The sequence below is a fragment of the Microbacterium oxydans genome, from assembly GCF_006540085.1.
Taxonomy (GTDB): domain Bacteria; phylum Actinomycetota; class Actinomycetes; order Actinomycetales; family Microbacteriaceae; genus Microbacterium; species Microbacterium oxydans.
The window spans coordinates 61,247-85,099 of sequence record NZ_BJOG01000009.1; the positions used below are offsets into that span (position 1 = coordinate 61,247).

Sequence of the window (23,853 nt, forward strand, 5' to 3'; positions counted from 1 at the left end):
GGGATGGGTGTCGGCGCGGAGCATGGGTCGCGAAGGAGCGCGAGTGAGTGCATCGCGAGGGAACCGGGATAATGGGCGGGTGAGCACACCTTCAGAAGGCACGGCACAGAGCATTCCCGGCTGGCGGCACATCTACTCGGGCAAGGTCCGCGACCTGTACGCCTCCGAGGATCCGGCGGATACGCGCATCCTCGTCGTCGCCTCCGACCGGGTGAGCGCCTTCGACTTCGTCCTCTCCCCCGGTATCACCGACAAGGGCGCCCTGCTGACGCGACTGAGCCGCTGGTGGTTCGCGCAGCTCTCCGACTTCCCCAACCACATCGCCGAGGGCGAGCTGCCAGAGGCCGTGGCGGATCGCGCGATGCTCGCCCAGTCGCTCGAGATGCTGCCGATCGAGTGCGTCGTACGCGGTTACATCACCGGTTCCGGATGGGCGGAGTATCGGGAGAGCGGGACGGTGTGCGGCATCCCGCTGCCGGCCGGCCTGCAGAACGGCGACCGACTGCCCGAACCTCTCTTCACTCCGGCATACAAGGCCCCGATGGGCGAACACGATGAGAACATCACGTTCGAGCGCGCGGTCGAGCTCGTCGGCGCCGACCGCGCGGCCGAGCTGCGCGACACCTCCCTTGCCATCTACACGGCTGCGGCCGCCATCGCCGAGGAGAAGGGTCTGATCCTCGCCGACACCAAGTTCGAGTTCGGCACGGACGCCGACGGCACGCTGCGCCTGGCCGACGAGGTGCTCACGAGCGATTCGTCCCGCTACTGGGATGCCGAGGCCTGGCGCACCGGCACCACACCGAGCGCGCGGATGGCGAGCTTCGACAAGCAGATCGTGCGCGACTGGCTCGCCGCCAACTGGGACCAGGAGGGCGAGCCACCCCTGCTCCCGGACGACGTGGTCGAGCGCACCGCCGACCGCTACCGCGAGCTGATCGAGCGCCTCGGCGCCTGACGCTTCAGGCCTGACGACTCAGCTCAGCTCCACCCGGCGCACGTCTGTGTGGATGAAGTCGTCACCCTTGAAGAGCAGAGGCTCGTCGCGACTGATCGCGAGCGCATAAGAGAAGCAGTCGCCGTAGTTCAGCCGAGCCGCGCTCCCGGAACCGCGTCCGAATCTGACGAACGCCCTGGCCGCCAGACGCGCCTGGGCCTCGTCGAGCGGAACGACGGTCGCACCCGTCGCTTCCAAAAGCTCGTCCAGCGCGAGCACCTTCGCCTCGCCTCCCTTGCCGCGGAGCACGATCATGCACTCCGTGAGCGTGGCCGCGGACAGTGAGAAGGGACCCTCCTCCAACAGTTCGCTCATCTCGGCAGCTTCGGGCTCAGCCATCAAGACAGCCACGAGGGCCGAGGAATCGACGATCAACGCGGCATACCCGTCTCGTCGTAGAGCTCGTCCATGATCTCCTCGGTCGTGCGTCCGGGGGAGGGAATCTGCTGCGCCCGGCGGATCACCGCACGGATACGGCGACGGCGCTCCTCTTCTTCGCCCGAGCGCTGCTCCTCCAACTCGGCGAGGCGCCGCCGAACGGCATCTTCCACCGCACTGGTCTGACTCTGCCCGGTGAGCGCCGCGAGCCGGCGCACCAGCTCATGCGTCGTCTCGTTCTTGATGTTCAGGCTCATGTCTACCATTCTACCTCGCCGTCTACCATGGTAGAAGACGTTCAGTGAAAACTCAGGAATCGGTAGTGTTGCTCCGGCACTCCTGCCATCCCCCGAACCTGAGGAGCCCGCATGGCCCTGTGGAAGCTGCACGGAAACGGCCGCACGGTCGAGCCCGGCGCCGTCGTCCGTCCCGACGAGCGCCTGAACTGGCCCGCGACGATCGCGATCGGACTCCAGCATGTCGTGGCGATGTTCGGGGCCACGTTCCTGGTGCCGATCATCACCGGGTTCCCGGTCGCCACCACGCTTCTCTTCAGCGGTGTAGGAACGATCCTGTTCCTGCTGGTCACACGCAACAAGCTGCCCAGCTACCTCGGTTCGTCGTTCGCCTTCATCGCGCCCGTGACCGCCGCCACCGCCTCCGCGAACATGGGCACGGCCCTGGCCGGGATCGTCGCGGTCGGCGTACTGCTGGCGATCATCGGGGTCGTGGTGCACACGGTCGGGGTGAAGTGGGTCGACCGCTTCCTGCCGCCGGTCCTCGCCGGCACGATCGTCGCCCTCATCGGGTTCAACCTCGCCGGTGCCGCGCACAACAACTACGCGGCAGCGCCCGTGACGGCGACGTTCACGCTCGCCATCACCATCCTCTTCGCCGTCGTCTTCCGCGGATTCCTGGGCCGCATCTCGATCTTCCTCGGCGTGATCGCCGGCTACATCTTCGCGGCGTTCCGGGGAGAGCTCGACTTCTCGGCCGTCGAGAAGGCCGACTGGGTGGGCCTTCCCACCTTCCACTTCCCGAACTTCACCGAGCCCGGCACCCTCACCGCGCTCGCGATGTTCCTTCCCGTGGTCCTGGTCCTGATCGCCGAGAACGTCGGACACGTGCGCGGCGTCGCGACCATGACGGGTGACACGACCGTGAACCAGCAGACCGGCAAGGCCCTGATCGCAGACGGCGTCTCCACCACGCTCGCGGGATTCTTCGGCGGTTCGGGCACGACGACCTACGGCGAGAACATCGGCGTGATGGCATCCACCCGCGTCTACTCGACCGCCGCGTACTGGGTGGCCGGCGCGGCCGCGATCCTCCTCAGCCTCTCCCCCAAGTTCGGCGAGGTCATCAACTCGGTGCCCGCGGGAGTGCTCGGCGGCGTGACCACGGCGCTCTACGGCCTGATCGGCGTCATCGGCATCAAGATCTGGGTCGACAACCGGGTCGACTTCTCGCGCCCGGTCAACCAGTACACGGCAGCCGTCGCGCTGATCATGGCCGTCGGAGGCTTCATGATCAAGGACGAGGCATCCGGCTTCGAGTTGGGCGGCATCGTCATCGCCACCGTCGCTGCGATCCTGATCTACCACCTGGGCAACCTCATCGCCCGCCTGCGCAAGACAGGCGCCGACGACCCCAAGCCCTTGGAGGCCGTCGGCCCGCTCGGCGGCGATCCCGAGTAAGCCGGTCCCACAGACGACGATCCCGGATGCCCCTCCTGAGGCATCCGGGATCGCTGCGTTCGCCGTGGAGCGCTCAGCCGATGAGCCCGAAAACCTGATCGGCCGACACCATCTCCGCGACCTCGGCACGATGGGACAGGGTCCCGGTCCGGTGCGCGTTCACCGTGGTCTCCATCTTCATGGCGTCGAGCACCGCGACGGGTTCGCCCTCCGTGACCTCGGCGCCGTCGTCGACGAGCCACCGCACGAGAGTGCCGGGAACCGGCGAGCGCAGCTCACTCGGATCGGTCGTGGGTGCTGCGGCCGCAGGGTCGACGGGATGACCGAGGCCCGACAACAATCCGGCAGGGATCCCGAGCATCACACGTCGACCGTCGATCTCGACCGGGAAGCGCTGCAGCACGGACTCCGGCACCGCTGCCGGTCGCGACTGAGTCTCGAGCTTCGGCAGCAGCGCCTTCTCGATCCACTGGGTGTGCACCGCGAAGGTCGCCGTGGCGAACGCCTGCTCGTCGAGCGCCATCACGTCGAACGGGATGACGGTGGCCGGCCCATCCACGGTGAGCTCCCGCAGTGCCCGCCGCGCACGCACGATGGCGGCATCGCGGGAGTCGGCATGCACGATCAGCTTGGCGATCATCGAGTCGAAGGCCGATTGCACGACGTCGCCCTCCTCGATACCGCTGTCCCACCGCACACCGGGTCCGCCGGGGATGCGCAGACGGTCGACGCGACCGGGGCTGGGAAGGAAGCCACGGCCGGGGTCTTCGGCGTTGATGCGGAACTCGAAGGCATGCCCGACGGGTGTGGGCGTCTCGACGAACGACGGTCCCTCCCCGAAGGCGATGCGGAACTGCTCGCACACGAGGTCGGTTCCGGTGACCTCTTCGGTGACCGGATGCTCCACCTGCAGTCGGGTGTTCACCTCGAGGAACGAGATGGTGCCGTCGGCGGCGAGCAGGAACTCAACGGTGCCCGCCCCGCGGTACTGCACCTCACCGCAGATCGAGCGCGCTGCATCGTGGAACCGCGCACGCTGCTCGACGGAGAGCCCGGGAGCAGGCGCCTCCTCGATCAGCTTCTGATTGCGGCGCTGCATCGAGCAGTCGCGGTCGCCGACCACCACGACACCGCCGAGTCCGTCGCCGAGCACCTGCACCTCGATGTGGCGCGGGCTCTCGAGGAAGCGCTCCACGAAGCACTCTCCTCGGCCGAAAGCCGCGACCGCCTCGCGAGTGGCCGCGTCGAAGGCCCCCGCGACCTCGGAAAGCTCACGCACCACCTTGAGCCCGCGTCCGCCGCCGCCGAACGCGGCCTTGATCGCGATCGGGAGGCCATGTTCCTCGGCGAACGCCACCGCCTCCGCGGGCCCTGCCAGAGGCTCGTCGGTGCCGGCGGCGAGCGGTGCGCCGACCTGCTGGGCGATGCGGCGGGCCGTCATCTTGTCGCCGAGCGCGTCGATGCTCTCGGGGGTCGGTCCGATCCAGACCAGCCCCGCATCCTCCACGGCACGGGCGAAGCCCGCGCTCTCCGACAGGAATCCGTATCCGGGGTGCACGGCAGTCGCCCCTGACCGCCGCGCGGCCGCGAGCAGCGCGTCGACGGACAGGTACGTCTCGGCCGCCGTGGAGCCGCCCAGCCCCACGGCCTCGTCGGCCAGGCGCACGTGCAGGGCATCGGCATCCTGATCCGCATAGACCGCGACCGAGGTGTATCCGGCTTCAGCGCAGGCACGGATCACACGAACCGCGATCTCTCCGCGATTCGCGATCAGCACCTTCTGCGTGGGTGACGCCGTGGTCATGAGGGCTCCTTGACGGTGAGACGAAGACGCACTCCCGGAGCCAGCTGACCCGCGAGGTCGAGGCTGCGATCCGTGAGCGCACCGATGATGGGGTATCCCCCGGTGAGCGGATGGTCGGGGAGGAACAGGACCGGCTGTCCGTCGGGCGGCACCTGGATCGCACCGGTGACGGCACCCTCGCTCGCGAGTTCGCCCACGCGCGCACGTTCCAGAGGCACCTCACCGTGCAGGCGGATGCCGACGCGATCGGACCGTGGCGTGACCGTCCACTCCTGGTCGGTGAGGGTGGCGAGTGCCGACGCCGTGAACCAGTCGTCGCGCGGACCGAGCGTGATCTCGAGCTCGATGAGTTCGCCGGGGGCCGGCAGATCGCGCGGAAGGGCATCGGGCTCGACGGGATGCACGCCGGCGTCGCCGACCCGGATGACGGCACCGGCTCCGAGCCTTTCCGGGCCGAGACCGGCGAGCGTGTCCGCCGCGCGACTTCCCAGCGCCGGCGCCGCGTCCAGGCCCCCACGGACGGCGACGACGTAGCGCAGTCCGCGTTCGGGGTGCCCGAGAGTGAGGTGATCGCCGTCGACCGTGGCGAAGGGTTCACCGTGTGCGACAGAGCGCTCGCGCCCCTCGGCGTCCTGCAGGGTGAGCGCACCGAGAGCACCGGTGACCGCCGCGACACCGGCACCCCGGAACCGCAGGACCGTTCCCCCGACGCTCTCAAGCACCGCGGCATCGGTCGCGTTGCCCACAGCCCGGTTGGCATCGCGCATCGCCCGACGGTCGGCCGCCCCCGATGCCGAGACCCCGAGCGCCGCATAGCCGGGGCGACCCCCATCCTGCACCAGCAGCTGCAGCGACGGGCGGACCACCTCGACCGCGGCATCAGTGCCGAAACCCAGACCGTCCGCAGCCGACGCCGCGTGTTGCGCCGCGACGCGCCCAGGCCGCGCCGGGTCATCTCCGTTTCGGCCTGGATGACCATCTGCCAGCCGAGCGGTTTCCCGCACGGGCTTGAAGCGCACGGTCGCGCCGGGCGCCAGCAGCGCAGGCGGCGTGCGGTCGATGTCCCACATCACGGCATCCGTGCGACCGATCAGCTGCCATCCGCCCGGGCTCTCGCGGGGGTACACTCCGGTGAACTGTCCGGCGAGCGCGACCGAGCCGGCGGGCACGCGCGTACGCGGCGACGAGCGGCGCGGCACATCGAACAGCGGATCGCTGCTCACCACGTACCCGAAGCCGGGGGCGAACCCGGAGAACGCGACCCGCCAATCGGCAGCGAGATGCCTGTTGACGAGCGCTTCCGCCGACACGCCCAGCAGCGACGCCGCCTCGTCGAGGTCTTCACCGTCGTACCGCACGGGGATGACGGCATCGCCGGTCGCCGGGAGGTGCGCCGCATCGACCTCCGTCGCCTCCAGCACGGTGCTCAGATCATCCGCGGAGATGCGGACGGGGTCGAAACGCACCAGGACGGTCCTGGCGCCGGGGATGCGCTCGAGGACTCCGGGCAGTCCGTCCCAGGCGAGGTTCAGGCGCATCGCCTCGTCGAGGTCGGCCGCCTCGACGAGCAGGGCGTGATCGGATGCGGTGAGGATGCGCATCAGACGAGATACTCCGCATCGGGAACATCGGTGATGAACATGTAGCCCGGAGCGTGCGTGATGGCGAACGGCGGCTTCGAGGCCATGATCGCCGCCTGCGGAGTGACACCGCACGCCCAGAACACCGGGACCTCGCCGTCGCGCACCTCGGGGGCGTCACCGAAGTCCGGATGCGCCAGGTCGTCGATGCCGAGCGAGGCCGGGTCGCCGATGTGGACGGGAGCACCGTGCACAGCGGGAGTCCGCCCGGAGATCTGCACCGCGTCCGCCACCCGGGACGCGGGGATGGGGCGCATCGACACGACCATCTCGCCGCGCAGTCGTCCCGCGGGAGCGCACGCCGCATCGGTGCGGTACATCGGCACGTTGCGTCCGAGCTCCTGATGCCGGATCGGGATGCCGGCCTGCACGAGCCCGGATTCGAAGGTGAAGCTGCATCCGATGAGGAAGGCGACCAGATCAGGGTGCTCGGCCCAGGCCGCTCTCGCGTCGCCGACCTCCTCCGCCAGCTCGCCGTCGCGCCAGACGCGATACCGGCCGATGTCGGTGCGGATGTCGCTGCCGGGCGCGAGCCGAGACTCCACCTGACCCTGCTCGATGACCTCCAGCACGGGGCACGGCTTCGGGTTGCGCTGGGCGAACAGCAGCGTCTCGAAAGCCCAGTCGGCCGGCACCGCGATCAGGTTCGCCTGCGTCAGCCCGACCGCGACGCCACTGGTCGGCTCGGCATGCCCGGCACGGATGGCGGCCCGCGCTCTGCGAGCATCGGCGAGCTGAGCGGCGGAGGCGAGGACGGACACGTCAGGCTCCCGCGAACGGGGCGATCGTGATGCCCGCATCCTGCAGCATCCGTCTGGTCTCCGCCGCCATCGCCACCGAGCCGGGACTGTCGCCGTGCACGCAGATCGACTGCGCGACCACGGGTACATCGGTGCCGTCGATCGCGCGGATCACGCCGTCGGCGGCGAGGCGCACCATGCGCTCGGCGACTTCGGCGGGGTCGTGCAGCACGGCCCCCTCCTCGGCGCGGGAGACGAGCTGGCCGTCCGGCTGATAGGCGCGATCGGCGAAGGCCTCGGCCGCGACCTCGAGTCCTGCCCGCTGGGCGACGTCGAGCACGACACCACCGGAGAGCCCCAGCAGCACGAGCTTCGGGTCGATCGCCCTGATGGCCGCGACGACATCCTTCGCCTGCCGTTCGTCACGCGCGATCGTGTTGTACAGCGCGCCGTGAGGCTTGACGTACGACACCCTGCCGCCGACCGCCGAGGCCAGACCCATGAGCGCACCGAGCTGGTACTCGACGTGCGCCTGCAGCGCGGCCGAGTCGATGTCGACCTTCGTCCGTCCGAAGTTCTCGTAGTCACGGTAGCCGGGGTGCGCACCGATCACGACGCCGCCCTGCACCGCGGCCGCGAGCGTCTCTCGGATGCCCTCCGGGCTCCCGGCGTGGAAGCCGCACGACACGTTCGCGCTCGTGACCAGCCGCAGCATGCTCTCGTCGTCGCTGACGATCCGGTCGGCGACGTTCTCGCCGAGGTCCGAGTTCAGGTCGATCGACGTCATGCGATCACGCTCCGATTCCGAGGAAGGCGAAGATGGGACCGATCGACACGATCCCCATGTACCAGGTGAGCAGCGTCACGAGCGTACCGGCGACGAGCAGCCACATCGGGTACTTCTTCGAGCCGAGCAGATCGCGCCGGAACCAGCCGATGTACATGAACACCGTGAGTCCGATCGGCAGGATCAGGCCGTTGAAGCCGCCGACGAAGACGAGGATCGCAGCCGGGGCCGTGCCGATCGACAGGTACACCGCCAGAGACACGACGATGAACGCGACGGTCGCGAGCTGCAGCGGCCATCCGCCCTTGAGCTTCTTCGTGAACGTGGAGAGGAAGGTCGCAGAGGTGTACGCGGCGCCGATGACCGAGCTGATCGCCGCGGCCCAGAAGATCGCACCGAAGATGCGCAGGCCTGCGTCGCCGAGCACCGCGCCGAACGCCTGACCGGCCGGGTTCGCACCCTGCCCGGAGAGGTCGAGGGTGACGCCGGAGGCCACGACGCCGAGGATCGCGAGGAACAGCACGTAGCGCATGATGCCCGTCACGAGGATGCCGTTGGTCGCCGCGCGCATCACGGGGCCGGCGTGCTCCGGACCCGTGTGACCCGAGTCGAGGTAGCGGTGGGCGCCGGAGTAGGTGATGTATCCGCCGACGGTTCCGCCGACGATCGTGGTGATGGTGGCGAAGTTGAGCTCATCGGGCACGAAGGTCTGACGCAGCGCCTCGCCGATCGGCGGCTGCGCGATCACGGCCACGACCACGGTCATGACGATCATGCCGATGCCGAGCACCACGAGCACGACGTCCATCACGGGGCCGGCCTTCTTCACGAGGAAGATGATGATCGCGAGGACTGCGGTGATGATCCCGCCGAGCTTCGCGTCGATGCCGAGCAGCGCGTTCAGGCCGAGACCTCCACCGGCGATGTTCCCGATGTTGAAGGCCAGCCCGCCGATCACGACGAGCACCGCGATCAGATGCCCGGAGAACGGGATGGCGCTGTTGGCGAGTTCACCCGCGCGCTTTCCGGAAGAGGTGATCATGCGCCAGATGTTCAGCTGCACCGCGATGTCGACGAGGATCGAGACGAGGATCGCGAACGCGAACGCCGCGCCCATCGTCGCCGTGAACGTGGCGGTCTGCGTGATGAAGCCGGGACCGATGGCACTGGTGGCCATGAGGAAGATCGCGCCGATGACGGCGCTGCGCCCGGCGCGCTTCTTCGCGGAGGAGAGGCGGGCTTCGTCTTCCGGCGAGAGGGAGGCGGTGGTCTGCTCAGACATGGAGGGGGATTCCCATCGTCGTTGGTGGGTGTCGGGTGACCCCCAGTGTAGAACGGATAGAACCCGATTGTTCAACAATCATGTTACGGCCGCGCTACAGAACGGTTGCCGTCGTGTGATTTCCGGCACCCGATCGGCGACGACCCCCGTGAACCGACGCCTACGATGAAGGCATGAACCAGCAGGGTCCGCTCGCCGACGTGCTCCGTCAGCGCATCATCGACGGCGACTTCGCGCCGGGGTCCCGCCTTTCGGAGTCTGCCCTCGCCGAGCAGTTCGACGTCTCGCGCAACACCCTTCGCGAAGCGTTCCGCGTCCTCGCGGAGCAGGGCCTCGTCGAGCACATCCCGCACCGTGGAGTCTCGGTGGCCTCCCCCACCATCGCCGACGTGATCGACATCTACCGCGCCCGCCGCGTGATCGAATGCACGGCCCTGCGCCAGTCGGAGCCGGAGCACCCCGCCGTACAGCTCATGCGCGACGCCCTCGCCGAGGCCGAAGAGCAGCTGCCGCACGAGGACTGGCGGCGCATCGGCAGCGCCAACATGGCCTTCCATGATGCGATCGTCGCCCTCGCCGACAGCGCGCGCCTGGCCCGCACCTACCGCGACGTCGCCGCCGAACTGCGGCTCGTCTTCCTCGAGATCGACGAGCCGCGGTCCCTGCATGAGCCATTCGTCCGTCGGAACCGTGCGGTGCTCACAGCCCTCCTCGAGAGGGGTCCCGAGGCGGCCGCGGAAGAGCTGGAGCGATACCTCACGGCATCCGAACGGAGCGTGCTCGGCGCCTTCGCCCGCATGGGTCATGCCTGACCCCTGACCTCTCGCGGCTCCTGGCAGCACCTTCGACCAGAACAGTGTTCGGTATTTCTGACCTGAGTGCATAAATCTGTGAACGTGCCGGGAAATGCCTTGCCATCCCGTGAAAGCGGTGCTTACCGTGAGCGGACTTCGGACGGATCGGGACGCAGAGCTGCTCCCCTGTCCACCCGGAGGCCGCGTACCGAGGGGGTGCGCGGAATCGTTCAGATCGAAAAGGACTACTACTTTGCGACTCACGAGAAAACTGGCGTTCGCCGCTACCGCGGCTGCTGCGCTCTGCCTCGGCACGGTCATCCCCGCTGCCGCCAACTCCACGCCCGACGCCGACGACATCCCCACCTTCCAGGAGTTCGAGGCGTCGACCTATCGAGACGTCGACGGCGCCTACGTCGTCAACGGAGACGAGGTGATCTCCAACCAGGGCGAGCTGCGATCGTTCTACGAGCAGCTCCTCGGCGCCGACCCCGTGACCAACGGCCTGATCGTGAACACGGTCAACAACATCGACGACAAGTGGTCGAGCACCCAGGTGGGCAACCTCACGTACTGCGTCAGCACCGCTTTCGGTGCTCGTCACGCCGACGTGGTCAACGCGATGGAGAGCGGCGCCGCGCTGTGGGAGGCCGCGTCGTCGAAGGTGAACTTCATCTACGACAGCGGCGCCGACGCCAACTGCACGACGCGTAACAACGCCGTCCTGTTCTCGGTCGAGCCGGTGCAGACGACGCAGTACATCGCCAGGGCGTTCTTCCCGAGCACGGCACCGCGTCTGCAGAACGTGCTCATCGACGACTCGATCTGGACCCCCGGGTCATCCTGGACCCCGACGAACGTCCTCGGACATGAGCTCGGCCACGTTCTTGGCTTCCGCCACGAGCACACCCGCCCGGAGGCCGGCACCTGCTTCGAGGACAACAACTGGCGTCCGCTGACGCCGTACGACTCCTCGTCGATCATGCACTACCCGCAGTGCAACGGCTCCTCTGACGACCTGTCCATGACGAGCGTCGACACCGCCGGCGTCGTCTCCCTCTACGGCAACTGACACGCTCCGCACCGCCGGAGACAGCGGGGCCCGGTCGTTCTCGACCGGGCCCCGCTGGCTGCCGCGGCATCAGCGGCGCGGGTTCGGCACAGCTTCATCCGGACGCAGAGCCGCTGTCGCCCGCGGCCGCGGTTCGCCGTCGCGGAGCGGAGCCGGGGGCGCGATGGGAGCGGTGGGCTCCGGCAGTCCGTATCGACGGAACATCCACCGTCGCGCCTCTTCGAGCGGATAGGTCTCGCCGAAGACGGCGGACTTCACGAAGACGCCCTCGATGGTGCTGCGCAGCATGACCTCTTCCAGCGCCGGGTCCTCGGCCCCGCGCGCGCGGAACAGGTCGCGGACCGCGTCCTCCGCCGCGGTGGCGCCCACCTCGTGCCGCGCCTCCGACTCCGCGAAGAGCCGATGCGTGGCCGGCTGCTGCTGCATCGCGAGCACGGCCCGCTGCAGGGGTATGGCATACGCCGTCGCGGTGAGGGCGCCGTCGATCACCGCGGCGAGCATCTCATCCGGCGTTCCTTCGACACGGGCGAACCCGAGCACGGTCTCGAACCACCGGTCGATCACGGCGGCGACGAGCTGCTCCTTGCCGCCGAAGTGATAGTTCACGAGGCCCTGCGCGACGCCGGCCCGCTTCGTGATCTCGGCGATGCTCGCCCCCGCGACGCCTCGCTCGCTGAACGCCTCGATCGCCGCCTGCAGGATGTTCTCCCTGGCGCGCTCCCTGGCCACCCGGTTCTGCTCGTCGGAGCGTGCCATCGGCATCCACCTCCTGAGTCCCGCCGGCCTGTCTTTCCGAATCGCCCCCCGCCGTATAGATTACTCACTGAATGTTTGTTCAATCTAGGAACAGGCGCGGATTCACCCCCTCCCAGGAGCCTCAATGCACTCTTTCGCGAGCGTCGACTTCAACAGCATCACCTCGATCTTCGAGTGGCTCGTCGGTCAGTGGTGGGCCTGGGCGATCGTCGGCGTCATCGCGCTGTTCTTCCTCGTGACCTGGATCCTCCCCGACGCGAAGGTCAAGGCGTCGCCGGAGTATTCCACCACTGGCGCGGAGGCCGACGAGATCGCGCTCGGCTTCCTGCAGATCGTCAACCTCCCCTCCGGGCACTGGAACGATCCGACGGCCTCGCTCCTCGGCGACCGCGAGAAGAAGGTCCTCGTCGACCAGTGGGGTGTGCACACGCGCGAGGAGTGGCTGGCCAACATCGAGCGCCTCAGCACCGTGCGTCGACGCCGCGAGGTGTGGGTGCTCTACCTCGCCGTGCGCACCGAACTCGCTCAGCGTCTGGGCCGCGCCCCGAAGGCGAAGGAATGGCTCGCCGCGATCGTGCAGGAGGGCGGGGACAAGCGCGACGCCCGCACCTTCGTCACCTCGATCGAGTACGCGGAGGCACAGGTGCGCAAGCGCGTCGGCAAGGACATCGTCACGCCCGACCTGTTCGTGAAGACCCTCGACGGCTACGGGATCGGGCAGGCCGTGGCGATGGCCACGTGGGGCGTCGCGCTCGGGCACGCCGATGTCGACGAAGCGCGGGCGATCATCCACCGCATCAACGTCGACGGCCGCCCGGCCTTCGAGTCGTGGGCCGACTTCGGGCTGAGCTACATCGTGGGTCGCGTCATGCACTGGTCGGACGGCAACGTCGACGAGAAGTCGTTCGAGAAGTTCGGAGACGGCTGGTCCGACTTCAAGGCCGCTGCGACGGAGAAGCGCAACGGGCCGTGGGCGACACTGTCATGGAGCCTGTAGCCGTCGACCTGGAACCGCTGCGACGAAGCGCCGGCCTCCGCGACATCCTGACCTACGAGCGCATCTGCGGGATCCCGCCGCACCGCCGATTCCTCGTGATCCTGGTGGCTGTGCTGCTGTTCGCCGTCGCGATGCTGACAGGGCTGTGGTTCCTCGGGCGCGGCGACATCCTCACGGTCGCGCCGATCCTCGGGATCTTCGTCATCGGGTACACGGTGCTCGCCGCCGTCGGCTTCCTCTGGTGGGCGGTGGGCCTGAGTCGTCGGGTGAAGATCGCCGCATTCGCGTGGCAGAACGGCTGGGCGTACGCCGACCTCCTCGAGCGCACCCGCCGCCCCGGCGCGGCTTTCACCAGAGTCGTGCACGGTCGCGAACGAGCGGTCATCGCCTGCGACGACGCGCGGATGCCGTTCGAGCTGGGCATGCACCATTCGGTCTCGCGTGGACAGGAGCGCGCGACGATCCAGCGCCCGTTCGCCTTCATCGAGCTGCCGCTGCCCGCATCCGTCCCGCACATCGTGCTGGCGAACCGGAAGCACAGCATCGTCCCCACGCTCGGACTCGGACGCGGAGCAGCCCGCATGGAGTTGGAGGGGGATTTCGCGAAGACGTTCCGTCTCATCGTTCCCGAGGGGTATCAGCAGGACGCCCTGTACATCTTCACCCCCGACCTGATGGCCCGGGTGCTCGACCTCGGTTCCGGTGCCGAGATCGAGCTCGTCTCCGATCGCCTGTACGTCTACCTGCCGTCGCGCACACGGTTCGATCGGGCCGAGACCATGGCGGCCGCCGTCACCCTGGCCGAGGAGTTCCACCGGCGCTTCACCGCACGCACCGAGCTGTATCGCGACGACGCCGGGGGCCTCGCCGCCAGGGCCGGCGTCTCGATCGGCCTCCGCGGTCAGCGGCTGGGACGTCGCGGGATCTCCGTCTTCGCCGTGGCCGGCACCGCCGCGGTGCTGCTGCTCTCGGCCGGCATCACCGCCTTCTCCCTGTTCGGCGGTGATCTGCTCAGTTCGCTCGTCGACTGAGCCCTCAGACGCACGGCTGTGGGCCTGGCCCGGAGGGGGCGCCAGGGCCGCAGCCGTGTCCTTCCCCTCGTTGACGGCCGCGCGGCGCTCAGGCGGAGCCGCGGACGACCAGCTCGGTCGGAAGGATCGTCGTGGTCGGCGGATTCTCGCCCGCGAGACGTGACAGCAGCACCCGCGCCATGGCCTCACCCTGCGCGTACATCGGCTGGCGCATCGTGGTGAGCGGCGGGTCCGTCGTGACGGCGACCGAAGAGTCGTCGAAGCCGACCAGCGCGATGTCCTCCGGCACCCGCAGTCCGGCCGAGCGCAGGGCTGTCAGCGCACCGCGGGCCATCAGGTCGCTCGCGACGAAGATCGCATCAGGTCGGCCCCCGTCGAGCAAGCGCCTCGCGGCCTCTGCCCCGCTGCTCTCGCTGTAGTCGCCCTCTTCCTCCGCGTACGGGGTGAGCCCCGCACCGGTGAGAGCGGCCCGGAAGCCCTGTACGCGATCCTCGGAGGCGACCATCGTGAGCGGACCCGAGATCGTGGCGATGCGCGTGCGACCGATGTCGATCAATCGCTGGGTGGCATTCCTCGCCCCCGCGACGTTGTCGACGTCGACGACGTAGTCGCCTTCGTTTCGACGCACAGGGCGTCCGCCGAACACGACGGGCACCGCATCCGCTATCCGATCGACGAACGCATCGCTCGTGTGGTGCGACACGATGAGCGCGCCGTCGACTCCGCCGTTGCGCACGAAGCTGGTCATCTTGTCGCCGGGGTCATCGCTCGCGATCAGCAGGTTGAGCAGGTAGTCCGAGCCGCCCAGCGCCCCGGTGATGCCCGCGACGATCGCAGCGAAGAACGGGTCCCCGAAGAAGCGCGTGGTGTCCTCCGGAACGATCAGCGCGATGGCGTGCGTCTGACGCGACGCGAGTGAGCGTGCCGCACGGTTGGGCACGTAGTTGAGCTCGTCGATGGCTGCGCGCACGGCGGCGAGGGCCTCGGGACTCACGGCCGTCGACCCGTTCACGACCCGCGACACGGTGGAGCGGGAGACACCGGCAGCCGACGCCACCTCTTCGATGGTCGCTCGGGGCGACATCAACGCACATCCTCTTCCATCGCCCTATTCTCACCGGTCACGCGGCCATCTCGCTTCGAATCGCGCAAATGGTCGCATCTCGACCGCGGATCGAACCATTCACGCGATTCGAGGGGCGGGCTGGAGCTCGTCGACGTCGACGAGCCAACCGATCCGTTGACGTCGCCGCTCCTCGACCGGCGAATCCTCGGCGTCAGCGGGTCGGGTCGACGGCCCGTGATACTCGACGGCCGCGACCGGTAGTCCGCCGACGGGAGACAGGCGGGTCGTGCCGGGCACCCGTTCGATGCTGGACCCTTGCCGCGAGAATCTCGCCCCCGCGGACACGCCATTCGGAAGCTGCAGCCTACCGGCGGTCCGGGCCCGGGCGAATGGGTCCACGAAGTGCTCGAACCTGCGCTCGACCACCTCCCGACTGACCTCATGCACCGCGACGACTCTGCCGCGAACCCGATCCGCGTGCTCCTCTTCGTGATGCGACTCCAGCGCATCGACGGTGCCAGCCAGTTCCGCCCCCAGCTCGTCGACCAGACCCTCCGGATCACGCGACCGGATCCCGAAGTCGACCTCGCCGCCGATCTCGAACGGGTCTCCGCAGCACGCCCACTCCCACGGCGTGAGCCACACACGCGTCATGCCGTCAGACTATCCCCGACGCCCGGCTCAGAGCGCGCGAGCGGCGATGATGCGGGTGTACTCGTGGGCGGAGTCCTTGAGGGTGCGCTCCTGGGTGTCATAGTCGACGCGCACGATGCCGAAGCGCTTGTCGTAGCCCCAGGCCCACTCGAAGTTGTCGAACAGCGACCAGTAGAAGTAGCCGCGCACGTCGACACCCGCCTCCGCCGCGTCGAGCACGGCACCCAGGTGCAGCCGGAGGAACTCGGCACGGTCGGTATCGTGCACGCGTGGCTCGCCGTCTTCGACCACCACGACGTCGTCGTAGGCCGCGCCGTTCTCGGTCATGTAGAGCACCGTTCCCGCGGGCTCGGCGTACTCCGTCCAGACCCGCTGCAGCACACGGGTGAGCCCCTCGGGCTGCACCTCCCAGTTCTGCGCCGTGCGGGGCAGGCCTCGCTCGACCGCGTGGATGCCCTCACTCGACGGATACGGGCTGCGGCGCACGCGCTCGGTGTCGGGCTCGGCCGAGACGGGTTCCTCGGTCGGTGCCGTGCCCGAGACGAAGTCGCCGTGGTAGTAGTTCACGCCCTGGGTGTCGATGGGCTGCGCGATCGTATCGAGGTCGCCGTCGTGCACAGCCGCTTCGAACGTCGCGACGGCTTCAACGTCCACCGCACGGATGTCCTCGACGATGTCGGCCGGATAGCTGCCGCGGTAGATCGGGTCGAGGAACCAGCGGTTGAACTGTCCGTCCACGCGGCGGGCGGCGTCGACGTCGGCCGGGTTCTGCGGGTCGGCAGGATCGGCGACCGTGTGGTTGAGCGTGATGCCGAGATTGAGCGAGGCATCGCGCCCCCGCAGCTCCTGCACCGTCTTGCCGTGTGCGAGCAGCAGGTGGTGCGCGGCGAGCAGCCCCTCCGCGATGCTGGTGTGCCCCGGCGCGTGCTCACCCGCCGTGTAGGAGAGGAACGATGAGCACCACGGCTCGTTCAGCGTGGTCCAGACGTTCACCCGGTCGCCGAGCGCATCGTGCATGGTCCCCGCGTACTCCAGGAAGCGGTCGACGGTGTCGCGGTTCGTCCATCCCCCGACCTCCTGCAGCGCCTGCGGCATGTCCCAGTGGTACAGCGTCAGCCAGGGCAGGATGTCGGCGGCGAGCAGTTCGTCGACCAGGCGCTCGTAGAAGTCGACGCCCGTGGCGTTCACCGCTCCGCCGTCAGGACGCACCCGGGACCACGAGGTGGAGAACCGGTAGGTCTGCAGGCCGAGCCGCTTCATGAGCGCGACATCCTGCGGGTACCGATGGTAGTGATCGCACGCGACGTCGCCGTTCTCCGCTCCGATCACGGCGCCCGGCTCACGCGAGAACGCATCCCAGATCGATGCGGTGCGCCCGTCCTCGAACGCCGCCCCTTCGATCTGGTACGCGGCCGTGGCTGCGCCGAAGAGGAAGTTCTCGGGGAAGGAGCGGGTCATAGGGGTCATCCTTTCACCGCGCCAGCCATGATGCCACTGACCAGCTGCCGACCCGCGACCACGAAGAGCACGAGCAGCGGAAGGGTCGCGAGCACCGCTCCGGCGAGCACGATCGAGTAGTCGATGTAATACCCCGACTGCAGCTGGCTGAGCGCCGTCTGCAGGGTCGGGTTCTGGGGGGAGAGCACGATCAGCGGCCACAGGTAGTCGGTCCACGCCGTCATGAAGGTGAAGAGGCCGAGGATCGCCATGGCGGGCCGGGCCGCGGGGAGCCCGACGGTCAGGAACGTGCGGAACTGGTTCGCGCCGTCCATGCGCGCAGCCTCGATCAGCTCGTCGGGGATCACGTCCACCAGGTACTGGCGCATGAAGAAGACACCGAATGCCGTGACGAGAGTCGGCACGATGACGGCGCCGATCGAGCCGGTCCAGCCCAGCTCGCGCATCAGCATGAACAGCGGGATGATGCCCAGCTGCGTCGGGATGGCCATCGTCGCGATCACGAACACCATGAGTCCGTCGCGCCCCTTGAAGCGCAGTTTGGCGAACGCGTATCCGGCGAGCGTCGAGAACGTGACCACCGAGACGGTGATGATGCCCGAGATGAGGAACGAATTGCCCAGCGCCAGCCAGAACGGGATCGCGTCGAACACCTTGGCGGCGTTGGTGAAGAAGTTGCCGCCGGGGATGAGGGGCAGCGTCTCCCCGCGCGTCGCGTTGGTGCCGCTCGCGACCACGACCGACCACCACAGCGGATACACGCTGCCGATGATGAAGGCAGCGAGGAGGCCATAGGTGAGGAAGCCGGGGCGGCTGCCGATGCCGGCCGTGCCTCCGGTGGCGGCACGGCGACGGCGGATCTTCTCGGGGACGCTCAGCGCCTGCGTGGCGGTCATCGCGCGTTCTCCTCGGTCGTGATGGCGATCGTCGTGCCGGCTGCGGCTGCGGTCGCAGCCGCGCCGGCGGTGCGCGCGCTGCGGCGGGCGGCGCGGCCCTTCGGTGCATCCCCGGTGGAGATGCGTCGGGAGATGAGGAAGTTGATCACGCCGATGAGCACAATCAGCAGGAACAGCAGGATCGCGACCGCCGACGCTTCACCCAGGTTGCGCCGGAAGAACGCCAGCTCCCACAGGAACAGCACCGTCGTCTGGAACTGGCGGTCGCTGCCGCCGATGCCCCCGGCCGTCGACACGTCGAACAGACGCGGCTCTGCGAAGATCTGCAAGCCGCCGATCGTCGCGGTGATGATCACGAAGATCAGGGTGGGACGGATCGTGGGAATCGTGATGGAGAAGAAGCGGCGAGCGGCACCGGCCCCGTCGAGGGCGGCGGACTCGTACAGGTCGCGCGGCACGGCCTGCATCGCGGCGAGCAGGATGAGGGCGTTGTAACCCGTCCAGCGGAAGTTCACCATGACCGCGATCGCGATGTGCGACAGCGCAGTGTTGTGCTTCCACTCCTGGTCGGCGATACCGATGAGGTTCAGCAGATTGTTGGCCAGGCCGTCGGCCTCGTTGAAGATGCTCGAGAAGATGATGGCGACCGCGACAGGGGTGACCACGAACGGGATGAGCACGCTCATGCGCCAGAACGTCGGGGCGCGCAGCCCGCGGTCGAGGAGGTAGGCGATCACCAGAGCGACCGCGAGCTGGGGGATCGCGGAGAGCAGGAAGATGCTCAGGGTGTTGCCGATCGAGTTCCAGAACATGGCATCGCCGAGGATCTTGGCGAAGTTGCCGACGCCGACGAACTCCCCCTCGCCCTTGAGCAGGTCCCACTCGTGCACGGCCACCCAGACCGTGTAGAGCAGCGGGAACAGGCCGACCAGCCCGAACAGCAGGAAGAACGGCGAGATGTAGAAGTACGGCGAGGCGTTCTGGTCGAACCGGGAGAGGCGGTGGCGCCAGGAGCGTTTCGCCGGGGCGTCCGAGGTCGCGGATGCGGTGCGCTGCTGCTGCGCCGGCGGTGCGGTGAGAGTCATGAGGGTCCTTTGCCGGGGCTCCGACAGGCTCAGCCCCCCGATCTGCGGGGTCGCTGAGCCTGTCGGAGCGGAGATGATCAGCCGACGAGGTCGTTCAGCAGGCCGATGGCCTGGTCCCAGGCGCCCTGGGTGTCGGTGTCACCGCGGTCGAGGCTGCTGAGCGCCGGCCCGAAGACGTTCTCCTGGATGACCGAGTCGTCGGCGCCCTTGAACTGCGCGACGACTCCCTTGGCACGCTCGGCGAGGATCGCGCCGGTGGGAGCGTCGTTGAAGAACGCGTTCGGCGTCGCGTCGGCCGCGAGAGTCTCCTGCGCCTTGATCGTCGAGGGGAAGTTGCCCGCCGCAGCGGACTGCTTCACCTGCTGCTCGGGCTGGGTCAGCCAGTCGGCCAGCTCGGCCGCCGCCTCCTTGTGCTGCGACGACTCCGGGATCGACAGGAACGCGCCGCCCCAGTTGGCCGCACCTCCGGGGAACACGTCGGCGAAGTCCCATCCGGTCGATGCGTCACCGCCGCCGGCCTCGACCTGACCCTGCACCACACCGAGCATCCAGCCCGGGCAGACGAAGGTGGCGAAGGTGCCGTCGACGAACGACTTGCCGCCGTTCCAGTCCCAGGCCGTCTGCGCGGCCGACTGGCCGCCCTCGGTCGCGGCCCCGAGCTGCTCGAAGCGCTCTTTGAGCTCGGTGTTGTCCTCGACGTTCAGCTTGCCGTCGCTCGTGTAGTAGCCCTCGTCGAGCTGATTCACCATGGCGTTCCAGACGAAGCCGGAGTGGTCGTACCAGGCCTTGCCGGTCTTCGCGGTGTAGTCGGCTCCGACCTTGAAGTAGTTCGCCCAGTCGCCGTTCAGCAGCTCGGCCACCGACTCGCGGTCGCTCGGGAGGCCGGCGGCCTCGAACGCGGCGCCGTTGTAGCAGATGCCGCTCGGGCCGATGTCGGTGCCGTAGCCGATCACGCGGCCCTCGGCGTCGGTGGCCTGGCCGTACTTCCAGTCGACCCAATCGTCCTTGCGGTCTTCGATGCCGTAGTCACGCAGGTCGACGAAGGTGTCCGAGACGTCCATGATCGCGCCGAGCCAGCCCTCTTCGATCGCGACGACGTCGCTGAGACCGGAGCCGGCAGCGATCTTGGTGAAGGCATCGGTGCGGGCGTTGCCGCCGGTGTCGATGTTCGTCGCCTCGATCTTCACATTCGGGTGCGCCTTCTCGTACTCCTTGTAGAGGTCTTCGTAGCCGAAGGTTCCGAACGTGGTCACGGTCAGTGTGACCTCTTCGTCGCCGTTCGCGTCACCGCTGCCGCCGTTGTCGCCGGAGCAGCCGGCGAGGGCGAGGGCGGATGCGGAGGCCACGGCGGCGATCGCGAGGATCCGGTGGCGGGCACGTGTGTTCACAGTTCACTCCTTTGTGGTGGTCGTGCGGTGTGGTGCTTCGGGACGCGTGGGAGCGCTCCCACGCATTGAGCAGTCACTCTATGGGAGCGCTCCCACGCGTGTCAAGCCGCGCCGGTGCGGGCCCGGGGCCGTGCACAGCTCCTCAAGAATTCGCTCCTGGCACCGCCTCGGGCCCCTCGCGGGGAGCGGGGCCGGTGTTTCTGAGGAGTCGCGCACCGGCGGTACCCTTGGGCAGTGCCCGACGCCACCCTCTCCCCCGCCCTCGTCCGTGCCGAAGCCCTGATCCGCAACGTGCCGGACTACCCTCAGCCGGGCATCATCTTCCGCGACATCACGCCTCTTCTCGCCGATGCCGAGGCCCTCCGCGTGACGACGGAGGCGATCATCGAGCCCTTCGCCGGACAGTTCGACGTGATCGCGGGCATCGAGGCGCGCGGCTTCATCCTCGCCAGCGCCGCCGCCATCGCCGCAGGCGTCGGCCTGATCCCGATCCGCAAGGCCGGCAAGCTGCCCAGGCCCGCGGCGTCCGTAGACTATGCGCTCGAGTACGGCACCGCCACGATCGAGATGCACGACGACCTGCCCGCCGGCTCGCGGGTGCTGCTGATCGACGATGTGCTCGCGACCGGAGGAACTCTCGCCGCCGGTCGCGAACTGGTCGAGCGCCTCGGCAGCCACGTGATCGGCATCTCCGTGCTGTTCGAGATCGACGGCCTCGGCGGCCGCGAAGCGGTCGGCGACCTCCACACCGTCTTCCACTCCGCCTGACTCCTCCACGGCGCCGAGCGGATGCGGCGAGGGCAGTAGACTGGGTGCACCCCTCCGCCCGCGACTCTTGGAGCCGTCATGCCCACCATCGTCGTCGACGTCATGCCCAAGCCCGAACTGCTCGACCCGCAGGGCAAAGCCGTCTCCGGCGCCTTCGCCCGTCTCGGCGTCGAGGGCTTCACCGACGTCCGCATCGGCAAGCGTTTCGAGCTCACCGTCGAGGGCGAGGTCACCGACGAGGTTCTCGCTGAGGCCAAGCGCATCGCCGACGAGGTGCTCTCCAACTCCGTGATCGAGGACGTCGTCGGCATCGAGGTCGCGGAGTGACCGTCCGCATCGGCGTCATCACCTTCCCGGGCTCGCTCGACGACCGCGACGCACAGCGCGCCGTCCGCATCGCCGGCGCCGAGCCCGTCGCCCTGTGGCACGGATCGCATGACCTCGAAGGCGTCGACGCGCTCGTCCTGCCGGGTGGTTTCAGCTACGGCGACTACCTCCGCGCCGGCGCGATCGCCGCGCTCTCGCCGATCATGAGCGAGGTCAAGGATGCTGCGGCCAAGGGCATGCCCGTGCTCGGCATCTGCAACGGCTTCCAGATGCTGGTCGAGGCGCACCTGCTGCCGGGCGGCCTGATCCGCAACAACCACCAGCACTTCGTGCGGCGCGACCAGAAGCTCACGGTCGAGAACTCCGACACCGCGTGGACCAGTGCGTTCCGCACCGGTCAGGAGATCGTGATCCCGCTGAAGAACGCCGACGGCGGCTACATCGCCGACGAGCAGACGCTCGATCGCATCGAGGGCGATGGTCTGGTGGCGTTCCGCTACGCCGGGGTCAACCCGAACGGATCACTGCGCGACATCGCCGGCCTCACCAACGCAGCGGGCAACGTCGTCGGCCTGATGCCGCACCCCGAGCACGCCACCGAGGCCGGCTTCGGTCCCGACACCGCGGCCGCGATGCGCAGCGGAGTCGACGGTGTCGACTTCTTCACGAGCGCGATCGCCGCGGTCGCCCGCGTCGCCGCCTAGCCTCCGTACCGCGAATCGGACCGACTCGACGCCGCCGACCGGTTCAGGTCGGTCTGTTCAGTCGACCGGAAGGGCGAACGGGTTGTCGCCGACCGCTGCGAGCAGGTACCAGGCGGTCGCGCCGGTGTGCAGGCTGGCGTAGTACAGGTCACCGAAACCGGAGTCGAGGCCGTCGCTCGACGTGGCGACGATCCCCTTGCCATCGCCGTTCGGTGCATCGCGCTGCGCAAGCCGGATACTGCTCAGAAGCGTCTCAGCACGGTCGGCGTCGCCGTCGCCGTCACGCAGCGTGAGTGCGAGCGCGAGGTGTCCACTGCCCTCGAACCACGCCTTGGACGTATCGACCTCACTGATCGACGGCCCCGTGTAGGGACCATCTGTTGCCAGCAGGTTGGCGAGCGTCCAGTCGAGCGCCGCACCGTAGCGTGGGTCGCCCGTGGCGAGGGAGCTCCAGGTCTGGGCGTCCAGCGGGATCGGACGGGTGTTGATCGTCGAGCCGTCCAGGCCCGTGCCGGTGTTCACGTGGCCGTCTGCGCTCTGCATGGCGGCGACGAAGTCCGCGGCGACCGCCGCCCGATCCGTCCAGACCCGGGCGCCGGTGAGCTGGCCGAGCTGGGTGAAGAAACCGGCGATGTCGCTGTTGTGCTCGGTGGACTTCCACGTCAGCGAAGTGCCGTCTTCGAGCTGACCGCCGGTGTAGCCGTAGGGCGCCCTGGTCATGTCCGCCGTGTGGTCCTGGATCCATTCACCGATCCGAACCGCGCCGTCGAGATATCGGGAGTCCCCTGTCGCGTGTGCGAGACGGGCGAGGGCCAGCCCGACCCAGGCCTGGTTTCCGGTGAAGGCGCCGGCTCCCGTGATCTCCACCCGCCCCTGACGGATGCCGTGCGGCTCGTACGACGCTCTGGTGCGCCCGTCGCCGATCGGATCGTTCTCCTGCACGAAGAGGAGGGCGTCGCCGATCGCCCGTGCGCGCCGGAGGTCGTCCGGAAGGCCGCGGGCGGTGTAGGCGATGATCACGAGGGCGTCGTCGTAGACGAAGGAGGGCGTGAAATCCCAGGTCGGAGTCGTGAAGAAGCCACCCTCGTAGCTGCGCGGCAGACAGCGGCCATCCCCGTCGCAGAACTCGTCGGTGCGCGCGTCCAGGAACTCGTACGCCAGCGCGACCGAGGCTGCCGGGTCCGCGACCGGGTCCGCCGGGGTGTCGGCTCGCGCCGCGAAGGCATCCGACACCGCAGGCGCAGCACCCACGAGCACGGCGCCGACGACGAGCGCGGCGACGGTCACCCAGGGGGCGGATCGGCGGGCAGAACCGGACATCGTGACCTCTCGAAGGCGACAGCCCCCGCGGGCGGGACGCACGGGTGACACGGGGGACGATGCGAAGCCTGTCATGACAGCAGTCGATCGGTGAAGTGCCTTTCGGCCACACTTCGCCACGGGATGACGATGCCGCGCCTCTCGTAGCGCACGGGGCATCCCCGTGCAAGGCGTTTGCGCGATCCAGGCCCGGCGCTCAGCATGGTCACCCC

The 23,853-nt window shown here is 68.6% G+C and carries 24 protein-coding genes; 9 read left to right on the forward strand and 15 right to left on the reverse strand.

What is annotated here, in order from left to right:
- The first annotated feature begins 79 nt into the window (after window positions 1-79).
- Window positions 80-958, forward strand: a complete 879-nt coding sequence (locus MOX01_RS16900) for a phosphoribosylaminoimidazolesuccinocarboxamide synthase (RefSeq protein ID WP_141370681.1) — start codon at window positions 80-82, stop codon at window positions 956-958.
- An 18-nt stretch (window positions 959-976) separates the two neighbouring features.
- On the opposite strand, the gene MOX01_RS16905 is transcribed toward MOX01_RS16900, so the two are convergent.
- The gene (locus tag MOX01_RS16905; protein ID WP_141370683.1) at window positions 977-1,372 is read right to left on the reverse strand and encodes a type II toxin-antitoxin system VapC family toxin; all 396 of its coding nucleotides are present in this window, start codon (window positions 1,370-1,372) and stop codon (window positions 977-979) included.
- Window positions 1,369-1,632, reverse strand: a complete 264-nt coding sequence (locus MOX01_RS19235) for a type II toxin-antitoxin system VapB family antitoxin (protein ID WP_170224304.1) — start codon at window positions 1,630-1,632, stop codon at window positions 1,369-1,371. Before MOX01_RS19235 ends, MOX01_RS16905 begins: the two co-directional genes overlap by 4 nt.
- A gap of 111 nt (window positions 1,633-1,743) precedes the next feature.
- Between MOX01_RS19235 and MOX01_RS16915 the strand changes: the two genes are divergently transcribed.
- A complete protein-coding gene (locus tag MOX01_RS16915; protein ID WP_113681474.1) occupies window positions 1,744-3,072 on the forward strand; it encodes a uracil-xanthine permease family protein in 1,329 nt (442 codons plus the stop codon).
- 73 nt (window positions 3,073-3,145) lie between these two features.
- On the opposite strand, the gene MOX01_RS16920 is transcribed toward MOX01_RS16915, so the two are convergent.
- From MOX01_RS16920 to MOX01_RS16940, 5 genes are read right to left on the reverse strand one after another with little or no spacing between them, the layout of a single operon-like run.
- Window positions 3,146-4,876: an acetyl/propionyl/methylcrotonyl-CoA carboxylase subunit alpha gene (locus MOX01_RS16920; protein WP_141370687.1), complete on the reverse strand. Its 1,731-nt coding sequence runs from the start codon at window positions 4,874-4,876 to the stop codon at window positions 3,146-3,148.
- On the reverse strand, window positions 4,873-6,477 hold the full coding sequence (locus tag MOX01_RS16925; protein WP_061016957.1) for a 5-oxoprolinase subunit B/C family protein: 1,605 nt from the start codon (window positions 6,475-6,477) through the stop codon (window positions 4,873-4,875). Before MOX01_RS16925 ends, MOX01_RS16920 begins: the two co-directional genes overlap by 4 nt.
- Window positions 6,477-7,277, reverse strand: a complete 801-nt coding sequence (locus MOX01_RS16930; protein WP_046746830.1) for a putative hydro-lyase — start codon at window positions 7,275-7,277, stop codon at window positions 6,477-6,479. Before MOX01_RS16930 ends, MOX01_RS16925 begins: the two co-directional genes overlap by 1 nt.
- A gap of 1 nt (window position 7,278) precedes the next feature.
- On the reverse strand, window positions 7,279-8,043 hold the full coding sequence (locus MOX01_RS16935; RefSeq protein WP_058631618.1) for a LamB/YcsF family protein: 765 nt from the start codon (window positions 8,041-8,043) through the stop codon (window positions 7,279-7,281).
- A 4-nt stretch (window positions 8,044-8,047) separates the two neighbouring features.
- Window positions 8,048-9,325: an NRAMP family divalent metal transporter gene (locus MOX01_RS16940; RefSeq protein WP_046746828.1), complete on the reverse strand. Its 1,278-nt coding sequence runs from the start codon at window positions 9,323-9,325 to the stop codon at window positions 8,048-8,050.
- 173 nt (window positions 9,326-9,498) lie between these two features.
- Between MOX01_RS16940 and MOX01_RS16945 the strand changes: the two genes are divergently transcribed.
- Both MOX01_RS16945 and MOX01_RS16950 read left to right on the forward strand, forming a co-directional pair.
- Window positions 9,499-10,137 (forward strand): GntR family transcriptional regulator, encoded by a 639-nt coding sequence (locus tag MOX01_RS16945; RefSeq protein ID WP_141370689.1) that lies wholly within the window; start codon window positions 9,499-9,501, stop codon window positions 10,135-10,137.
- Window positions 10,138-10,372: 235 nt separating this feature from the next.
- Window positions 10,373-11,191 (forward strand): matrixin family metalloprotease, encoded by an 819-nt coding sequence (locus MOX01_RS16950; protein ID WP_141370691.1) that lies wholly within the window; start codon window positions 10,373-10,375, stop codon window positions 11,189-11,191.
- Between the two features lie 69 nt (window positions 11,192-11,260).
- Here MOX01_RS16950 and MOX01_RS16955 read toward each other — a convergent pair whose 3' ends face one another.
- A complete protein-coding gene (locus tag MOX01_RS16955; protein ID WP_082738499.1) occupies window positions 11,261-11,947 on the reverse strand; it encodes a TetR/AcrR family transcriptional regulator in 687 nt (228 codons plus the stop codon).
- 124 nt (window positions 11,948-12,071) lie between these two features.
- On the opposite strand from MOX01_RS16955, the gene MOX01_RS16960 reads away from it, so the two are divergent.
- Complete coding sequence (locus tag MOX01_RS16960; RefSeq protein ID WP_061016965.1) at window positions 12,072-12,944, forward strand: DUF1266 domain-containing protein; 873 nt, start codon at window positions 12,072-12,074, stop codon at window positions 12,942-12,944.
- A complete protein-coding gene (locus MOX01_RS16965; protein WP_141370693.1) occupies window positions 12,917-13,975 on the forward strand; it encodes a hypothetical protein in 1,059 nt (352 codons plus the stop codon). The genes MOX01_RS16960 and MOX01_RS16965 overlap by 28 nt, the downstream gene beginning before the upstream one ends.
- 88 nt (window positions 13,976-14,063) lie before the next feature.
- Here the strand turns inward: MOX01_RS16965 and MOX01_RS16970 are convergent, their stop codons facing one another.
- The 6 genes from MOX01_RS16970 to MOX01_RS16995 all read right to left on the reverse strand — a co-directional run bounded on the left by MOX01_RS16970 (window position 14,064) and on the right by MOX01_RS16995 (window position 20,522).
- Complete coding sequence (locus MOX01_RS16970; RefSeq protein WP_058631612.1) at window positions 14,064-15,059, reverse strand: LacI family DNA-binding transcriptional regulator; 996 nt, start codon at window positions 15,057-15,059, stop codon at window positions 14,064-14,066.
- A 99-nt stretch (window positions 15,060-15,158) separates the two neighbouring features.
- A complete protein-coding gene (locus tag MOX01_RS16975) occupies window positions 15,159-15,695 on the reverse strand; it encodes a DUF6578 domain-containing protein (RefSeq protein WP_061016971.1) in 537 nt (178 codons plus the stop codon).
- Window positions 15,696-15,722: 27 nt separating this feature from the next.
- Window positions 15,723-17,153, reverse strand: a complete 1,431-nt coding sequence (locus tag MOX01_RS16980) for a GH1 family beta-glucosidase (RefSeq protein WP_174799799.1) — start codon at window positions 17,151-17,153, stop codon at window positions 15,723-15,725.
- 5 nt (window positions 17,154-17,158) lie between these two features.
- On the reverse strand, window positions 17,159-18,049 hold the full coding sequence (locus MOX01_RS16985) for a carbohydrate ABC transporter permease (RefSeq protein ID WP_046746820.1): 891 nt from the start codon (window positions 18,047-18,049) through the stop codon (window positions 17,159-17,161).
- The gene (locus MOX01_RS16990; RefSeq protein WP_141370695.1) at window positions 18,046-19,134 is read right to left on the reverse strand and encodes a carbohydrate ABC transporter permease; all 1,089 of its coding nucleotides are present in this window, start codon (window positions 19,132-19,134) and stop codon (window positions 18,046-18,048) included. The genes MOX01_RS16985 and MOX01_RS16990 overlap by 4 nt, the downstream gene beginning before the upstream one ends.
- 77 nt (window positions 19,135-19,211) lie before the next feature.
- Complete coding sequence (locus MOX01_RS16995; protein WP_141370697.1) at window positions 19,212-20,522, reverse strand: ABC transporter substrate-binding protein; 1,311 nt, start codon at window positions 20,520-20,522, stop codon at window positions 19,212-19,214.
- A 234-nt stretch (window positions 20,523-20,756) separates the two neighbouring features.
- Between MOX01_RS16995 and MOX01_RS17000 the strand changes: the two genes are divergently transcribed.
- The 3 genes from MOX01_RS17000 to purQ all read left to right on the forward strand — a co-directional run bounded on the left by MOX01_RS17000 (window position 20,757) and on the right by purQ (window position 22,321).
- Window positions 20,757-21,290: an adenine phosphoribosyltransferase gene (locus MOX01_RS17000; RefSeq protein WP_058631608.1), complete on the forward strand. Its 534-nt coding sequence runs from the start codon at window positions 20,757-20,759 to the stop codon at window positions 21,288-21,290.
- A 78-nt stretch (window positions 21,291-21,368) separates the two neighbouring features.
- Complete coding sequence (purS, locus tag MOX01_RS17005) at window positions 21,369-21,617, forward strand: phosphoribosylformylglycinamidine synthase subunit PurS (protein WP_017831295.1); 249 nt, start codon at window positions 21,369-21,371, stop codon at window positions 21,615-21,617.
- Complete coding sequence (gene purQ / locus MOX01_RS17010; RefSeq protein WP_141370699.1) at window positions 21,614-22,321, forward strand: phosphoribosylformylglycinamidine synthase subunit PurQ; 708 nt, start codon at window positions 21,614-21,616, stop codon at window positions 22,319-22,321. The genes purS and purQ overlap by 4 nt, the downstream gene beginning before the upstream one ends.
- 57 nt (window positions 22,322-22,378) lie before the next feature.
- Here the strand turns inward: purQ and MOX01_RS17015 are convergent, their stop codons facing one another.
- Window positions 22,379-23,641: a hypothetical protein gene (locus MOX01_RS17015; protein WP_046746815.1), complete on the reverse strand. Its 1,263-nt coding sequence runs from the start codon at window positions 23,639-23,641 to the stop codon at window positions 22,379-22,381.
- Window positions 23,642-23,853 lie beyond the last annotated feature (212 nt).

Coding starts and splice junctions, on each gene's coding strand:
- MOX01_RS19235 (WP_170224304.1), bottom strand. CDS start 1,632: ATGAGCCTGAACATCAAGAACGAGACGACGCATGAGCTGGTGCGCCGG.
- MOX01_RS16915 (WP_113681474.1), top strand. CDS start 1,744: ATGGCCCTGTGGAAGCTGCACGGAAACGGCCGCACGGTCGAGCCCGGC.
- MOX01_RS16920 (WP_141370687.1), bottom strand. CDS start 4,876: ATGACCACGGCGTCACCCACGCAGAAGGTGCTGATCGCGAATCGCGGA.
- MOX01_RS16925 (WP_061016957.1), bottom strand. CDS start 6,477: ATGCGCATCCTCACCGCATCCGATCACGCCCTGCTCGTCGAGGCGGCC.
- MOX01_RS16935 (WP_058631618.1), bottom strand. CDS start 8,043: ATGACGTCGATCGACCTGAACTCGGACCTCGGCGAGAACGTCGCCGAC.
- MOX01_RS16940 (WP_046746828.1), bottom strand. CDS start 9,325: ATGTCTGAGCAGACCACCGCCTCCCTCTCGCCGGAAGACGAAGCCCGC.
- MOX01_RS16945 (WP_141370689.1), top strand. CDS start 9,499: ATGAACCAGCAGGGTCCGCTCGCCGACGTGCTCCGTCAGCGCATCATC.
- MOX01_RS16955 (WP_082738499.1), bottom strand. CDS start 11,947: ATGGCACGCTCCGACGAGCAGAACCGGGTGGCCAGGGAGCGCGCCAGG.
- MOX01_RS16960 (WP_061016965.1), top strand. CDS start 12,072: ATGCACTCTTTCGCGAGCGTCGACTTCAACAGCATCACCTCGATCTTC.
- MOX01_RS16970 (WP_058631612.1), bottom strand. CDS start 15,059: ATGTCGCCCCGAGCGACCATCGAAGAGGTGGCGTCGGCTGCCGGTGTC.
- MOX01_RS16975 (WP_061016971.1), bottom strand. CDS start 15,695: ATGACGCGTGTGTGGCTCACGCCGTGGGAGTGGGCGTGCTGCGGAGAC.
- MOX01_RS16980 (WP_174799799.1), bottom strand. CDS start 17,153: ATGACCCGCTCCTTCCCCGAGAACTTCCTCTTCGGCGCAGCCACGGCC.
- MOX01_RS16985 (WP_046746820.1), bottom strand. CDS start 18,049: ATGACCGCCACGCAGGCGCTGAGCGTCCCCGAGAAGATCCGCCGTCGC.
- MOX01_RS16990 (WP_141370695.1), bottom strand. CDS start 19,134: ATGACTCTCACCGCACCGCCGGCGCAGCAGCAGCGCACCGCATCCGCG.
- purS (WP_017831295.1), top strand. CDS start 21,369: ATGCCCACCATCGTCGTCGACGTCATGCCCAAGCCCGAACTGCTCGAC.
- MOX01_RS17015 (WP_046746815.1), bottom strand. CDS start 23,641: ATGTCCGGTTCTGCCCGCCGATCCGCCCCCTGGGTGACCGTCGCCGCG.